At 41.6% G+C, this 16,038-nt stretch carries 15 protein-coding genes; 3 read left to right on the plus strand and 12 right to left on the minus strand.

Annotated features, from left to right (window positions below):
* Nucleotides 1-106 precede the first annotated feature (106 nt).
* Nucleotides 107-1,012, minus strand: coding sequence for a glutamate biosynthesis transcriptional regulator GltC (gene gltC, locus B5354_RS08545; protein WP_079527823.1), 906 nt, complete (start codon nt 1,010-1,012; stop codon nt 107-109).
* 166 nt (nt 1,013-1,178) lie between these two features.
* On the opposite strand from gltC, the gene gdhA reads away from it, so the two are divergent.
* Together gdhA and B5354_RS08555 are read left to right on the plus strand one after the other, a co-directional pair.
* Nucleotides 1,179-2,558: an NADP-specific glutamate dehydrogenase gene (gene gdhA, locus B5354_RS08550; protein ID WP_079527825.1), complete on the plus strand. Its 1,380-nt coding sequence runs from the start codon at nt 1,179-1,181 to the stop codon at nt 2,556-2,558.
* 259 nt (nt 2,559-2,817) lie between these two features.
* On the plus strand, nt 2,818-4,029 hold the full coding sequence (locus tag B5354_RS08555; protein WP_079527826.1) for a cystathionine gamma-synthase family protein: 1,212 nt from the start codon (nt 2,818-2,820) through the stop codon (nt 4,027-4,029).
* A gap of 21 nt (nt 4,030-4,050) precedes the next feature.
* Here the strand turns inward: B5354_RS08555 and B5354_RS08560 are convergent, their stop codons facing one another.
* From B5354_RS08560 to B5354_RS08580, 5 genes are all read right to left on the minus strand, one after another.
* Entirely contained in the window at nt 4,051-4,503 is a 453-nt protein-coding gene (locus B5354_RS08560) for a nucleoside deaminase (RefSeq protein WP_079527828.1), read from the minus strand.
* A gap of 112 nt (nt 4,504-4,615) precedes the next feature.
* Nucleotides 4,616-4,993 carry a hotdog family protein gene (locus B5354_RS08565; protein WP_079527830.1) on the minus strand — a complete coding sequence of 126 codons (378 nt, stop codon included), beginning with the start codon at nt 4,991-4,993 and terminating at the stop codon, nt 4,616-4,618.
* Between the two features lie 226 nt (nt 4,994-5,219).
* Nucleotides 5,220-6,179, minus strand: coding sequence for an alpha/beta hydrolase (locus tag B5354_RS08570; RefSeq protein ID WP_079527832.1), 960 nt, complete (start codon nt 6,177-6,179; stop codon nt 5,220-5,222).
* Entirely contained in the window at nt 6,179-6,814 is a 636-nt protein-coding gene (locus B5354_RS08575; RefSeq protein ID WP_245804742.1) for a GNAT family N-acetyltransferase, read from the minus strand. The genes B5354_RS08570 and B5354_RS08575 overlap by 1 nt, the downstream gene beginning before the upstream one ends.
* A 148-nt stretch (nt 6,815-6,962) precedes the next feature.
* Nucleotides 6,963-8,267, minus strand: a complete 1,305-nt coding sequence (locus tag B5354_RS08580; protein ID WP_079527834.1) for a hypothetical protein — start codon at nt 8,265-8,267, stop codon at nt 6,963-6,965.
* 106 nt (nt 8,268-8,373) lie between these two features.
* Between B5354_RS08580 and B5354_RS08585 the strand changes: the two genes are divergently transcribed.
* Nucleotides 8,374-8,628, plus strand: a complete 255-nt coding sequence (locus B5354_RS08585) for a hypothetical protein (RefSeq protein ID WP_079527836.1) — start codon at nt 8,374-8,376, stop codon at nt 8,626-8,628.
* Nucleotides 8,629-8,849: 221 nt separating this feature from the next.
* Here the strand turns inward: B5354_RS08585 and B5354_RS08590 are convergent, their stop codons facing one another.
* The 6 genes from B5354_RS08590 to B5354_RS08615 all read right to left on the minus strand — a co-directional run bounded on the left by B5354_RS08590 (nt 8,850) and on the right by B5354_RS08615 (nt 15,906).
* Complete coding sequence (locus tag B5354_RS08590) at nt 8,850-10,334, minus strand: aldehyde dehydrogenase family protein (protein ID WP_079527838.1); 1,485 nt, start codon at nt 10,332-10,334, stop codon at nt 8,850-8,852.
* A gap of 23 nt (nt 10,335-10,357) precedes the next feature.
* Nucleotides 10,358-11,251, minus strand: a complete 894-nt coding sequence (gene dapA, locus B5354_RS08595; protein WP_079527840.1) for a 4-hydroxy-tetrahydrodipicolinate synthase — start codon at nt 11,249-11,251, stop codon at nt 10,358-10,360.
* A 22-nt stretch (nt 11,252-11,273) separates the two neighbouring features.
* Complete coding sequence (gene nhaC, locus B5354_RS08600) at nt 11,274-12,701, minus strand: Na+/H+ antiporter NhaC (protein WP_079527842.1); 1,428 nt, start codon at nt 12,699-12,701, stop codon at nt 11,274-11,276.
* Between the two features lie 70 nt (nt 12,702-12,771).
* A complete protein-coding gene (locus B5354_RS08605) occupies nt 12,772-13,683 on the minus strand; it encodes a proline racemase family protein (RefSeq protein WP_176142442.1) in 912 nt (303 codons plus the stop codon).
* 18 nt (nt 13,684-13,701) lie between these two features.
* Nucleotides 13,702-14,724, minus strand: coding sequence for a proline racemase family protein (locus B5354_RS08610; protein ID WP_079527846.1), 1,023 nt, complete (start codon nt 14,722-14,724; stop codon nt 13,702-13,704).
* Nucleotides 14,725-15,906, minus strand: a complete 1,182-nt coding sequence (locus B5354_RS08615; protein WP_079527848.1) for an NAD(P)/FAD-dependent oxidoreductase — start codon at nt 15,904-15,906, stop codon at nt 14,725-14,727.
* Between the last annotated feature and the right edge of the window lie 132 nt (nt 15,907-16,038).

Genomic DNA, 16,038 nt, shown 5'->3' on the forward strand with positions numbered 1-16,038 from the left:
TTTCAGGCGAGAAGACTCCCACCTCTAGGAATGCAAACGATGCCGTGTCCTACCCGTGGTGGGGGCGGATCGCCTTCTCCACGAACAATTCACGTGATAGAATGCATTAATTTCTAAAGCCCTCCAACCTTGTGAAAAATTGCTTGAGGAATTGATAGAATCTTTGTTCAGTAGGAAGTAACTGACGTTCGCTTGAACTGATTACCCCAACCGTCCGGGTCATTTTCGGTTCATGCAATTCAAGTTTTACTGTATCTCTAGGTAAACTGTCGACCAATGTTATTTCAGGAATAAGAGTTATTCCGAGTCCAGCAGACACTAACCCCTTAATCGCATCAATATCTTCCCCCTCGAAAGAAACATTTGGCTTAAAGCCATGTTTTATACAAGCTTCAAAGGTAATGTCACGTAATATGAAGCCTTCAGGAAACATAACAAAAGCATCTTCCTTCAGATCACTGATATCAATAGCTGATTCGCCAGCGAGTGGATGATCGGCCGGCAATAACGCCACGATGTTTTCTGAAAAAAGAATATCGCCTTGAATTTTCTCATTTTTACTAGGAACAGGGGCCAGTAAAGCCATATTCACCTCCCCCTTCACAACCTTGTCGATAAGCTGGTGATAGGAGCCTTGACTTAAATTGAATTTAACATCCGGGTAACTCCTCCTGAATGCGGATATCGCCATTGGCATGGTGAAAGCGGCCATACTGCTTGGAAAGCCAATATGTACCGTACCTTTTGCTGGCTCCAAGTATTCCATAACCTCTCTTCGGGCATTTTCGATGACCATTGTGGCATTTTTCATATGTTCATAAAATATTCTCCCGACCTGAGTCAGGCGTACACTCCTCCCCTCACGAATAAAAAGATCTACTTCTAGCTCAGACTCCAAATTGAAAATCTGTCTGCTGACTGCAGATTGCGCAATATCTAAATGGAGAGCAGCTTCGGTCACATGCTCACGTTCCGCTACTTCCATAAAATATTTGATTTGTTTTAATTCCAATCCAAATCCTCCTTTTGCTAATTAATCTAATTATAGCATCAATCCCATCTTTTTATTATATTGATTAGATTAGTTATAAACTGTAAAATATTTTGGTAACTGTAACAATTATTTAATTTATCTATATATTCTTAAAACAGGCTTAATCGAAAGGAGTCCTCCCTTTATGGCTATTCAAGAAAAAATTAAAACCACTGAAACTCAAGTGGCGGAAAAATATGTAGAAAAAGTTCTGGAAAAGATTAAGCAGCGCAGCCCGCATGAACCGGAATTTCATCAAGCAGCAGAAGAAGCGCTCCACTCATTAGTGCCGGTTCTAGCTAAGAAAACTGAATATATGGAACACGGCATCCTTGAAAGATTAGTTGAACCGGAAAGAGTAATCAGCTTTCAAGTACCATGGACAGATGATCACGGAAAAGTACAAGTGAACCGCGGATTCCGCGTTCAATTCAATAGCGCCATCGGTCCTTATAAAGGGGGAATTCGTTTTCATCCGTCTGTTAATTCCAGTATTGTAAAATTCCTCGGGTTTGAACAAATTTTCAAAAACTCCCTGACCGGGCAGCCCATCGGCGGAGGAAAAGGCGGATCTGACTTCGATCCTAAAGGAAAATCAGATCAGGAGATCATGCGTTTTGTCCAAAGCTTTATGACAGAACTATCTAAACATATCGGTCCGGACATTGATGTTCCTGCTGGAGATATCGGAGTCGGACCGCGTGAAATCGGCTATATGTTTGGTCAATACAAAAAGCTTCGCGGTGCCTATGAAGCAGGTGTATTAACCGGGAAGGGGCCAGGCTACGGCGGAAGTTTAGCACGTACTGAAGCGACAGGATACGGAACGGTGTATTTTGTAGAAGAAATGCTTAAAACGAAAGCGTTAAGTTTTGCCAGAAAAACGGTAGTGGTCTCCGGGTCTGGTAATGTTTCGATCTTTGCCATGGAAAAAGCCATACAGCTTGGAGCTAAAGTAGTCGCATGCAGTGACTCAGACGGATACATCTACGATGAAAATGGTCTTAACCTGGAAACTGTGAAACGACTGAAAATCGATCGCAATGAAAGAATCAAACAATATATGGATGAGCATCCAAACGCCTATTACTTTGATAACTGTCATAACATTTGGTCTATCCCTTGCGACATTGCTCTGCCTTGTGCCACACAAAATGAACTTGACGCTAAAGCAGCAGCTGTACTTGTTTCAAACGGGGTGGCTGCTGTCGGTGAAGGGGCAAATATGCCTTCTACTCTTGATGCGATTGAAGTGTTTCGTAACAATGACGTGTTGTTCGCACCGGCAAAAGCAGCAAACGCCGGCGGGGTAGCTGTTTCAGCCCTTGAAATGGCTCAAAATAGCGCGCGCCTCTCTTGGTCTTTTGAAGAAGTGGATGCTCGCTTGTACGAAATCATGGTTAACATTCATGAAAACAGTGTGAAAGCAGCAGAAGACTTTGGCCATCCAGGAAACCTTGTGATCGGTGCCAATATTGCCGGGTTTATCAGAGTAGCTGATGCTATGGTCATGCAAGGAGTATAAATAATGTACAAAATTGAATAAGCAGCGGAAAATGGCACGACTTGATTCCGAAAAGTATGTGCTCTTTCTTCCAGTGACGTGGGTTCATCGATTGAGCCTGCGTCATTTTAATTTTCACCAAAAATGCAGACAACATATTGTGTCTAGTTTCTATACGAAACATTCATACACTTTGTCGTATTGATGATTCAGTATAATCAGGTACACTTAAGGTGTATCCATATGTTGGGTCATTTACTATTACAAAGGAGTGGTATGGATGACAAGGAAAGAACAGTTAGCAAATGTGGGCACTCGATCTGTATGGGCTGGTGAAAAGAAATACCTGGTTCATGGTGCCACACAAGTTCCTGTTGTTCATAGTGTATCTTTTGGTTACGACGATATGGACCATTGGTTTCAAGTCGCGATCGGCAAAGAAGAAGGCCATATTTATGGCAGAAATACCAATCCGACAGTTCAAGCATTTGAGGATAAAGTAAAAGATCTGGAAAATGCAAAAGCAGTTACAAGTTTTTCAACAGGAATGGCAGCGATCAGCAATGCATTGGCAGCAATATTAGTTCCCGGGGACCGGATCGTTTCCATCAAAGACACGTACGGCGGTACAAACAAAATCTTTTCTGAATTTTTACCGAAACTCAATATGGATGTCACGTTATGTGAGACGGGAAACCATGAAACAATGGAGGCCGAGATAAAGAAAGGCTGTAAAATTCTTTATCTGGAGACACCTACGAATCCGACAGTTAAGATTACTGATATCGAACGAATGGTAAAGGCCGCCCAAGAAGTGGGTGCACTTGTGTTTGTAGACAATACCTTCGCGACACCTATCTTACAAAATCCGCTTGAATTTGGAGTCGATCTTGTCCTTCATAGTGCTACCAAGTTCTTAGGCGGCCACGCAGATGCCCTTGGAGGAGTGGTCTGCAGTAATGACGAAGATTTAGTGGAGAAAATTTATCACTATCGGGAAATCAACGGGGCAAGTCTTGATCCGATGGCAGCCTATTTACTTCTACGAGGTATGAAAACACTTCATTTACGAATTGCCCAACAGTGTGAAAGCGCCGATAAAATTGCCCGTTTCTTACAGCAACATGATAAAATTGAGGCCGTGTTCTACCCTGGCTTAGAAACACATCCTAATCATGAAATTGCCAAAAAACAAATGCGAGGATTTGGCGGGATGCTAAGCTTTGCTGTCAAAGGTGAGTTAGATGCCGTTCGTCAATTTTTACCACGTTTAACCTATGCCAATAAGGCGGCAAACCTTGGTGCGGTTGAAACCACTGTAGGCCCTGCTCGGACAACAAGTCATATAGAAAATACACCTGAAGAACGCGCAGCCCTCGGGATACCGGAAGGACTTGTCCGTTACTCGGTCGGAATTGAGGATGCGAATGATCTAATTCATGACTTAGAGCAAGCATTAAGTTATATCAACTTGCCAGAGAAAATGAGGTAAAATTAATCAAGCAGAGGGAATTTACTCCCTCTGCTTCCAAATTTCCATTGGATTTTCTTGCCCTTCATCCAGCGGCATCTGTATCATCGACAGTGTGCGTTCAGTTTTCGTTTTTTGTAAGTCATCATAGATAGATTTTGCTTTACCCAATCCTGCTTCCATCGCATTCTCTACTGAAGCACCGTAATAAACTTTTCCGATCCCGGCAAAATACATCGCCGCCAGACACATAGGGCAAGGCTCCCCGCTTGCGTACATTGTATATTCTGACAGATCGTTCGTCTGCAATTGCTTTTGCGCACGCCGGATCGCCAGTAATTCCGCATGACCGCTAACGTCATACGTTTCATGCAACTCATTCACGCCTTCTGTTACTATTTTATTATCCTTCACAAGTACTGCCCCAAACGGTTGTCCGCCCTCCCGGACATTTCCCGCGGCTAATTCCACTGCCCTTTCCATGAATTGATCCATTTTAAAACCTCCAGCTATCGTCGTATGTAAAGAAATGAGTGGTAATATTAATTCTAAGGTAGGAAGAATGCTCTTCGCAATATATAGTGATGAACCATATGTTAAGGAATGCTTATACTATTACACCTGCAAAGTCCCCTCTTAATACTTGTTTCTCATTCTGATTGGTGCACAGGAAACTTGCCATTATAGATGTTTTTTGATCATTTCGCTTTTCAAGCTTTTCGATTGTTACTTCACATCGTATGGCGTCTTCTGTAAAAACTGGCCGCAAAAATTCAAAATTCATAGTACGAGCCAGCACATTGTTATCTCCGCCTATTTTTGTTGGTAATGTAGCTGTCAACAGCCCTTGAATGACAAGTCTCCCCTGTTCATCAGGCTTAATATGATGGTTCCCTCGATCCTGGGATATTTTTGTAAACAATTCAACATCTTCTTTTGTAAAAGACCGTTCAAACTTAATGACATCTCCAACTTTTAAACCCAACTCGCATTCCTCCTTGAAAATCAACTACTATACTATTACCATATATAAATTTGAAAATCATAACAACTACTCCCTACTTTTACTGCCTTCATAGTATGTATTACACCAGTTTCTTCCCGTGAAAAAGAGGAATAAGAATAACCCACAGAAATTTTCCATGGGCTGTTCCGACTGTACTTCATTCAAAACGCTGCAGCTGGCCTGCTATTTCCCAATCATCACTTAATCAATTATGCAGCAACTCTCGAAGTTTTACAGTCATTTCATCCATTGCTTGTTTCGCCCCGTCTACAGTCCCGATCATATTAATGAAACTGTGAACTAAATCATCGTAATGCAATAGCTCTACATTCACCTTAGCTTTCTTCAAACGCTCTCCGAAAGCAAATCCTTCCTCTCTAAGAGGGTCAAATTCAGCGGTGACCAGTAACGTTTCGGGTAACCATTCCGCACAAGTCACCTTTAGAGGGGAAACGAATACATCGGAGCCTTCAGAAGAATTGTTCAAGTAGTGACCCCAAAACCATCTCATCTTCTCGTTTGTCAGATTGAACTTGTAGTTCGCCTGATAAGACAGCGTATCAAAGTTGTAATCCATTACTGGGGTAATCAGAAATTGATGGGACAGCTGAATTTGTTCATCACCTTTGAAAAAGATGGCCGCTGCGGCTGCAAGGTTTCCACCAGAGCTTTCACCTCCCACCGCAATCCGCCTTGCGTCGCCATTCAACTTTTTCACATGAGTAAACGCCCATTTCACGGACTCCACTGCATCATGAAAGGCAGCTGGATATTTATGTTCAGGAGCTAAGCGATATCCAACCGAAACAACGACGATCTCAGCCTTACTTGAAAAATAGCGACATACATTATCCGAACTGTCCAAGTCCCCGAACACCCAACCTCCTCCATGAAAGTAAACGAGAACCGGAAAAGGACCTTCCCCGGGAGGTGTGTAGATCTGGACGGGTAATTCATGTCCCTTTGCAGAAACGATGGAAGTGTGTTCAACCGCTACACCATCGACTGGAATTGGTGTGAAGTAACTTCTGGCAATTTGATAGAACTGCCTTGATTGCTCTGGTGTCAGTACATCCAGGGGGGGATGCTTGAGTTCAGTCATTTTTTCACTGATGGTCTTCAGCAACTGAGTTACTTGCGGATTGACCGCCTCTTTTACTCCCATCAGACCAGTTCACTCCCAGGTGCAGCAGTCTTGTTCTTCATCTCAACTCGTATACCATCTTCTTTCAACTTTTCCTCAACGGATAGTCGCTCCCCAACGATTAAGGAGGCTTTCTTTTGCGGTAAATCAATCCGATCTATCACTCTTCCGCCTAACTTTTTCAAAATAGGTATAACGATTCGATTGCGAACATCTGGTTCCCCGATAATTCTGTTTGCCCCATATTGATCAAACAAGAAAACAACCATCGCCCTGATAATCGAAAGTCCGCCTTCCTTATTTAAAAATGAACGTGGGCCGACCAGAAGGTGCATGCCTAAATCGCCTTCTTGATAGCTGTAATAGTTCTGAATTGGATCCTCCTTAATGGAATAAGCAATCAGATAGCACACAGGGGTGCCGTTGAACGTGCCAATGTAAACATCCTTATGTTCCGCTTCAATTGATTTATGTATCCATTCTTTGAACTCGGCCATTGGCAGATTCAGTTTCCAAAACGGTGCAATGTGTTTCTGATGCATCCAATCATAAAGCATCTCCACGTCCTTTTCATAGTCAACTGGGCGAAATGCAAATTTTTCTACTTTCTTTCCATCTATAACAGAAAATTCCGTTTCACTTTTCATGTTGAGCATGACTTTCCTCTCCCTTAACTCAATATGTTAATGATAATGATTATCACTATCAAATATAACTGATTTAGGAGATAAAGCCAACCTTTAACCTGTATCAAAAAAATCAGAGCATCACCACTTATGGCATTGCTCTGATTTATTCCTCACATTATTCTATTGCTTTCGCCGCTACCTTCACAAGCTCGACTCCTTGGTCAACAATAGCCCTCCGCTGCTGCTTCAATGCTTCATCAATATATGCCATTGGATCTTCAGGGTAATCAAGCGAAGCTACGTGTAGATGTCCGCCTGGAAGCTCATCTGCACCGAACCCAAGCCGGAGACGATTGGAACGGTAACCGACTTCATTCGATAGATAGCTACCTCCGCCGCCAGCGCGTGCCTGTGAATTCGGGGCAGGACCATCGTCACTGCACACGTATGGTTCAGATTTATAGTCAGGCGCGAGCCATTCACACACATGGTCATCACGCTTAACAGGCAGCGGTCCTGTGTCCGCTTCGACCATCGCCTCGGCAGGAAGCGTTGTTTCAATAAATTCCGGAAGCTCTTTAGGCATTGGCCAATCGGATACGGTCGGGATTACGCCTTCTCTCCACTTCCCATTATTATCTGTTCCTACATGCCATCTGCCATGGTACCCCTCGATTTCCATATCCCCAGGACCACCCTGACTGATCGTCATCATCATATCCAGTTGCGGCAAGTAAGGTCCGAATGCATCCTCAACAATTCCTCGTTCAAAGTCCTCCCAGCGCACGGGGAAATTCACAGCTTGAACAACAGCTGGACCTTCCTCCGTTTGAACACGAAGACCATCGAGCTGTAAAGCAATAGCGCCAGACGGATTGCTATGGCGAGCCCCATATTCTGTCCCAAATCCGTATGGATCAAAACCACTAACGAGGATCCGCTGTACTCCTTCGCCTTTAGGGAACTGCACAGAAGTAATCCCTCTCGACGTATATTCAAGCTGATGTATCAGTGCTTGCCGGTGTTCATCTGAAATCTCAAAGTCTGGACTCCATTGCCTTAATGCCCTCGTCATCGACAGGCGTGCCCAGTACAATGGACGATCATCATATTGATCCAACTTCCCCATCTTCGGTCGCTCCCCCTGGGCTCGAGCAACAGCCGTTTTCCATATTTGGGACCCATACTTGTTAACAATATTTTCTGCATTCTTTGCATTTGGAGCGGAACAAAGCTGCTTCTCAAACTTCTCTACGAATTGGTCAAATTGACTAGCTTGAAGGATATCTTTTGCATAAGGACCCCCTTCCGTAATACGCTGCTCCTCAAGCGTCAACGGAACACTAGAATCATAGCAGTCAGCCTTCTCTTTAGCGGAAGACTTCACAGGTAAAAATACGAGAAATACTAAGGAAACGAAACTTAAACAAGCCAGCACCTTATAAACTGGCTTTTGTAAAAATCGACTCTTTGGGACCATATAAATCCTCCTTTTGAAATTGGAAAAATTACTAAAAAGTCTCTAGCAAAAAAATGCTTCACTAGACAAAATGTGGCATCTATTCATAGTTTCTCCATGGGGATCAATGATTCCTTGCGTCGAAAGTTGGCTTTTACAAGATGAGGCTTTTGATAGATTAGGGTCCGATATTCCAGAAGGAAGGTATCAAGTAACCAATGTTGGTCGTGGAACCAACTTCTTCGTGTATGGTTCGGATGGTTATGCAATAGTTAATACGATATTGGGAAATGAAAATGGTAGTTGGGATTATGTGTTTTTTACAGAAAAAGGAAATATTATAGAAACTCATGGAAAAGTTAAATTAATTCCAGTTGATTAATTCCTTTGTCTATTACCTTGATATTGGAAAATATTATCAAAGAAGTACAGAGTTATGCAAAATACATAACTCTGTACTTCTTTTTATTACATAAAAACATATCTCAAGACAAAAGGGCACAGCAGGCGTTATTCTAATCTCATTATTCACAACTAGTTCAATTGATTGCCATCAAGAATAAAAGTTCTTATTAGCCCTTTTAAAGACACTTTCATCCTATTCTATTGTAGATTCACCCATACACTTTTCACTTCCGTATAATTATCTAAAGCATAATTTCCCATTTCCCGGCCAATCCCAGACTGCTTATAACCACCAAAAGCGGCAGCTGGGTTTTCCAAGTTGTAATCATTGATCCATACAGTTCCTGCTTTAAGATTATGGGCTACTTGATGACCTTTCTTAATATTTTCCGTCCACACAGCTGCGGCCAACCCATACAAACTGTCATTTGCCCGTTTCACTGCTTCCTCTGTCGTATCAAATGGAAAAACTGCGACCACTGGCCCGAAAATTTCTTCTCTAGCAATGGTCATATCGTCTTCTACATCTTTGAAAACGGTCGGCTGAACAAAATACCCTTTATCAAATTCGCTTCCCCCGCCAGCAACGAGTCTAGCTCCCTCTTCTTTGCCTATTTTGATATAGTTTAAAACACGATCAAATTGTTCCCTCGATACAAGCGGTCCCATATCTGTTTCTGGATCTAATCCATTACCAAGTTTTACCTCTTGAGCACGTTTAGCTAACTCATCAACGACACGATCATAATGCTTACGATGAACAAACACACGTGACCCTGCACTACAATTTTGCCCATGGTTATACATAATCCCGTCAAAAGCCCCCTCAATGGCTTTTTCAATATCGGCATCTTCTAAAATAATATTAGGAGATTTGCCTCCAAGTTCAAGGGTTACATGTTTGATAGATTCCGCTGCTTTATGCATAATAGATTTACCTACCGCTGTTGAACCTGTAAAAGCTAATTTATCAATATCACGATGATTTACAATAGCTGCCCCTGCTGTTTCTCCATAACCCGGGACAAAATTAACAACTCCATCAGGAAACCCCGCTTCCTTAAACAGGCTAGCTGCGTAGAGTAAGGACAGAGGTGTTTGTTCGGCTGGCTTCAATACAACTGTACATCCAGTAGCTAAGGCTGCACCTAGCTTCCAGGAAGCCATCGACAATGGAAAGTTCCAAGGAATAATCTGCCCCACAACGCCAACAGGTTCATGTCTTGTATAGTTTAAATAATCAGGAGAAATAGGTACGGTTTGGCCAAGAATTTTAGTAGCCCACCCTGCATAATATCGAAAGTGTTCTGCGGTTCCATCGATATCATCCTCCAGGGCAACAGCATAAGGCTTACCATTATCCAAAGCCTCCAATTGGGCAAGTTCTTCCCTATTTTGTTCAATTAAATCAGCTAGTTTATAAATAAGATGAGACCGCTCAGCCGTACTTAAATTCGGCCATTCTCCTTCTTCAAATGCCTGACTGGCCGATTTCACGGCTATATCAATGTCCTCTGCTTGAGCCTCACTCACTTCAGCGAATACTTCCTCCGTAGCTGGATTATAGACATCAAATGTTTTTCCGCTAATGGAAGGAACAAATTCACCATTAATATATAATTCCTTATTTCCTTCCAAGAACGCTTTTACTTTTGTCTTTAATGTCATTTGTGAAGTTATCATTCAAATTCCTCCCTAGTTATTTTTTATTTCTCCAAAGCAAACATAATATCCAGGATTTCTTGTAAAGTTGCATCCTCTTCTTCTGTTAGTGGAAGTCTTGGCTTACGAGAAGGTCCACCCGCCAACCCTTGCAGATCCATAGCCCGCTTTACAATTTGAACATATTTTCCTGATCCTTCAAGGAAGTTACAGAGCGGAAGAATTCTATCATACAGATCCCATGCTTTCTCGTAATGGCCTTCTTGTACACAATTAAATAAATCTGTTGCCAATTGTGGTGCGACATTTCCTGCTACCGAAATCCAGCCAGTCGCTCCTACTAAAAGAGATTCCAATACGAGATCGTCTGCTCCACAAAAAGTTTGTAAGAAGCCTTTTCCTTGTCTAGTAATATCACGAACTTTACGAATTTCCCCACTGGATTCTTTAATATGTGTAATATTTTCAACATCACGAGCAACCTTCAAGATCGTCTCCTGACCAATGTCCACTCCTGAAGTGAAAGGGTTATTATAAATCATGATGGGTAGACTTACAGATTCAGCAACTGTTTTGAAATGCTCGTAGATCTCTTCATCTTTTGGATGAGCATAATAAGAATTGATCAGCAGTGCGGCATCGGCTCCTGCATCTTCAGCTTGTCTGGTATAAACAACAGCATCTGCTGTTGTTTCAGCAGCCGTCCCTACAATCAGCGGAATGCGTCCGTTGACTTGTGCAATTGCTGTCTGCGTGACTTTAAACCTTTCTTCTTGAGTTAAACTAACAAACTCACCTGTACTACCATTCACTACAATCCCGGCTACGTCATGTTCGATAAAATGCTCAATGTTTTGTTTTAACCCATTAAAATTAATCTCTCCATCTTGATCCATCGGTGTGATAAGAACTGGAAATGCTCCTTTTAGTTGTTTCACTATAAAATTCCTCCTTGATTAGTTAATTGACAATTTTCTCTTTTGTATCAGTCCTATTATCAGAATCGCCCTTTGACGTGTACCAAATAAATTTATTAGTAAATCCATAAAGGAGGGAGATAACAATGACCAAAAAGTTAAACCATAAAAATGGCAAATAAGTTAGTGTCGATACACCAAGGGTTGCAGCCATAAATACGCCTCCGTCAGACCATGGAACCATTGGCGTGGTAACCGTACCCCCAGCCTCGGTATTTCTAGAAAGTACTCGTCGATCAATGTTCAAACGGTCATAATTTTCCTCCGTGATTTTACTGGCGGTAATAATCGATACATAAGCTGCTCCTCCAAAAAAGTTTCCAAAAAAACCTGACATCAGTGTTGTGAGCGTCGTCTTCCCTGCATTGTCTGCCCAGGACAACATAGTTAGGCAAATGACTCGTAGTATACCTGTCCTCTCCATTAGGCCACCGACTCCTAGAGCAAATAGAATTAATACAATCACATCCATCATGAAGGTAATCCCCCCACGATTCAGCAGATTATCGATAAATTCTACTCCTGAAGAAATCTCACCTCCTGTGTACAAAATATTGAAAGCTTCTAGTGGACCTGCATTTTGGAATAGGAAAGCCCATATGGAACCTAATAAGGCTCCAAACAGAATAACGGGTATAGATGGCATTTTCATAGCCAGTAAGATGATGACACAAAGGGCTGGTATCAACATATACCACCCAATGTTAAAGTACCCCTTCAATGCCCCCATTGTTGATTCCGCTTGGGTTAGATCCCCACTTCCATCAATTAAAAGGAACCCAGTGATCAAAAATAACGTTCCAGCTATAAGAAACGCTGGTCCACTTACAAATAACATCGACTTGATATGATCAATTAAATTCACTTTAGATAAAGAGGCCGTCATAACAGTTGTATCTGATAAAGGAGAGAGTTTGTCACCAACGTAACACCCCGAAATCACGGCTCCAGCCACTAAAGCAATCGGAAGTCCAAAGCTTGCGCCAATCCCCATCATGGCGATACCTGCTGTCCCTGCTGATCCAAATGATGTTCCTGTAGCAATCGAAGTAATGGTACAAATGATAAAGGCAGCTAATAGAAATATACTTGGATGAATAATAGAAAGTCCGTAGTAAATAATACTTGGAACAATTCCTCCAGCTATCCACGTTCCAATCAATGCACCTACAGATATAAGTACCAGTACAGCTTCTAATCCATCGTAGATTCCTTTTAACAGTCCATCCTGCATTTCCTTATAGGTGTATCCAATTCGCCACCCTACCAACATGATCATGAACCACGTTGTTAGCAATGCTAATTGAATGGGAATCCCAAATTGAACGACAAATAAAAACATAATTAAAGTAAACGTCACTAACACAAAAAGTACTTCTGATAATGTTGGTAACCTTTTACTTGTGCTCATAGTTCACTCTCCTTTTTTAGTATCTTTAAAAAAGCGGTTTCATTTTTGTCAACGTATAGTTATCAATGCATCATTTTAATAGGAAACCATTTTTTAATGGATCATCCTGGTCGTAGATAAATTGATGCTCGCCTGTTACGAATCCTTGCGTTTCTATGGAATATTTTTCATTGGTTCCATTTATCGCTTGTGCCGTTAGCTTACTGTCAAAAATACTTTGATTGGTAAATTTAGTTACATGGCTTGCCCCATTACGTAAAACTGTAAAAATGGCAAACGTACTGTCCATTCCAGGAGACCGCAATAGATTTCCGTCCTTTTCAAATGTCACAGATTTGACTTCATCTTCAGTAACAGGTTCCATCAAAATAATGCCGTCAAATAAGCAATTTCTATGACTCATTTCTTCGGTAGTTTGCCTTCCCCACTTCATAATGGAGGCTAAATTCTCCATTTGAATGCTGGCGATCGAATTAGGTAAATCAAATAGGAAGTAACGTCGCAAACGATCTACCTCTACGACCCTATAGTCTTCAGTCTTTTTGATAACTTGGCATTCATCACTTTGTAAGCAAACGGTACCAACCTCTTGATTCTCATATGTCGCATAAACGGTTTGGAGACCATGGATGGTTTCAATGGTATATAGGTTATTTTCTTTGACTGTCAAATTCCCTGTTTCTAGCAAGGCTGTTACAGATGCAACTAATCCACTATATCTGAATGAAGAATCATTTTCTTGATTAACAAATAACAAACCAAAATCGGCTATTTTAGAAGGGGTTACCATGCATCCGTTTATTCCTCGATGGCCGCGTGGCTCATTCAACAGCAATTCCTTCTCAGGAGTGAACGTCGACTTTGACAAAGTAATTAATTCAACACTATCTTTATTTAAAGCTAATGAGGAGTGGACAATCATTCTGAATGCTTCTCCTGTGACATGTATATCAATGGTTGTAAACATCTTTTCAATATTCACTTCATCCATCCCCTGTCCTTAATGACCTTCCATCGGTGGAATGAGTAAAAATCCCTCTTTTAATGGGTCCTTTTCGTTATAGAAGAAGCGATGCATTCCCATTATCCAAGCTGAACCCGTCACTTCCGGAATAACAGCTTCATAATTTTTGATAGCTGTAATTTCTAGTATCCTCGCTTTAAAAAGCGTACCGACGATGCTTTCATATACGAACCATTCATCTTTTTCTATTTGATTTTTGCTAAACATAACAGCAAGTTTAGCCGAAGTGCCTGTACCGCAAGGGGAACGGTCAATTCCACCTGGGGGAACAACGACTGTATTCTTGAGGTCTGCATCGGGATGGTCCGGATCTGTAAAAAATTCAATATGTGTTAGACCTTTAATAAATGGATGTTCAGGGTGGCCCACCTCTTCTGCAGCATTAATAGCATTTCGAATCGCAATGCCCTGTTCCACGATGGTTGACGCATTCTCTGTACTCAAATCAAGCCCTAACTTTCGGGCATCAATAATTCCGTAAAAATTGCCGCCATAGGCAATATCGCATTCTACATTACCAATATTATCCACATCAATTTCAATGGTTTTCAGTAGAAAGGAAGGTACATTTGCGAACGTTACTTCTTTCGCTTTCCCATGGTCCACTTTAATCTTTACTTTGACCAAACCAGCTGGAGTATCTAAATTAATCATTGTATAAGGTTCGGTTATTTCGATTAACCCCGCTTCAACGAGAGCCGTGCAGAAGCCGATCGTATCATGACCGCACATCGGCAAATAGCCGCCTGTCTCAATGTAAATGACACCCACATCCGCCTCAGGATGACAAGGATTAACTAGTAGAGCCCCTGACATCACGTCATGTCCCCTTGGCTCGTTCATCAAAAATTTCCTTATCCAGTCATAATGCTCTTTCATATACAGCATCTTTTCGGACATTGTATTGCCTTTCAATACGGGCAGACCACTTAATACAGTTCTTGTCGGATTCCCGCCAGTATGTGTATCAATGGTTGTAAATAGCCGCTGGAAATTCATTCAGCTCTTCACCCTCTCCTTAAAGCGGTCATGGCGTAATGGTTCGACCGGGATAGATAAGTCCTTTTCAGAGATCATTTCTTCCACTATTTTTCCGGTTATCGCGGCTAAACTGATTCCATCTCCTTCATGACCAGCTGCTATATAGAATCCCGGTACTTCAGCAACATGGGATATGATAGGAAGATGATCTTCTGTCCATGGGCGTAAACCAGCGTATGTCCTGATCACAGTCATATCAGACATTTCTGGATAAAATCTTACGGCTCTTTTAGCGATATTTTTTGTGACTTCATGGCTTACTTTGGTATCAAACCCACTAAACTCTCTGCTGCTTCCTATTAAAAAATTTTGACTTTCTGTGGGCTCGAATACTAAGGCAACTCCATATTTCTCCATGACTGGATCTACCACACGCTCCCCGCCAAACTTTGAAATGAGATAACCAAATTCCATGACCTTTCTCAATCCAACTGGCCGTTGCCTTGAAGCTACGATCAGTTGCCCTTTTCTAGGTTTAATCGGAATATTAACATCCAGCATTTCACCTATATAGGGAGCCCACACCCCGCATGCATTGACAACTTTATTGGCTGTAAACACTCCATTGGTCGTTTCAATTACAAATTCGTCTGATGGATTTTTGTACACATTATTGACTTCAGTATGTGTATGAATGGTTGCTCCATTTTTTTGAGCACTGTAAAACATGGAATAGGTCAGCATATAGGGATTAACCGTCGAATCCGTTTTACATTCCAGTCCACCATATAAGTCATCTGCAAAATATTTTGATTCATTTCGTAAATCCTCGCGGTCAAGCATACTGAAATCAAGGCCAGCACTTTGCTGCTGTTGGACCCACTTTTGCGCTGCTTCCAATTCCTGATCATTTTCGCAGACAAGAATACTGCCCGGGTTGCGATACTCAAATAAGATCTCAAGTTCTTTACTTAGTTCATGTACTAATTGTTGGCTTTTTAATGACATTTGACTATCAAAACCTGGATCTTTATCAATCGCTAAAATGTTTCCATCGCATTTGGATGACGTCCCACTGGCAAGCTCTCTTTTTTCAAGTACCGTTACTTCGTATCCTGCTTTTGAACAATAGTAGGAAATAGCAGCTCCCATAATGCCTCCACCAATAATGACAACATCTCGGTGCTTTGTCTGTTTCATTAAACCTCCTCCCTTCAAGAAGAATTCACTATAAATAATGCAACTTCCATGCCAACAGTAATTTGGAGTAATATTCGGAATACTGTTGAATTCATAAATTTCATGTGTAAAACTATTTTTAAAGTGTCAATA

Origin of the sequence: Halobacillus hunanensis, assembly GCF_900166655.1 — a bacterium.
Taxonomy (GTDB): Bacteria; Bacillota; Bacilli; order Bacillales; family Halobacillaceae; genus Halobacillus_A; species Halobacillus_A hunanensis.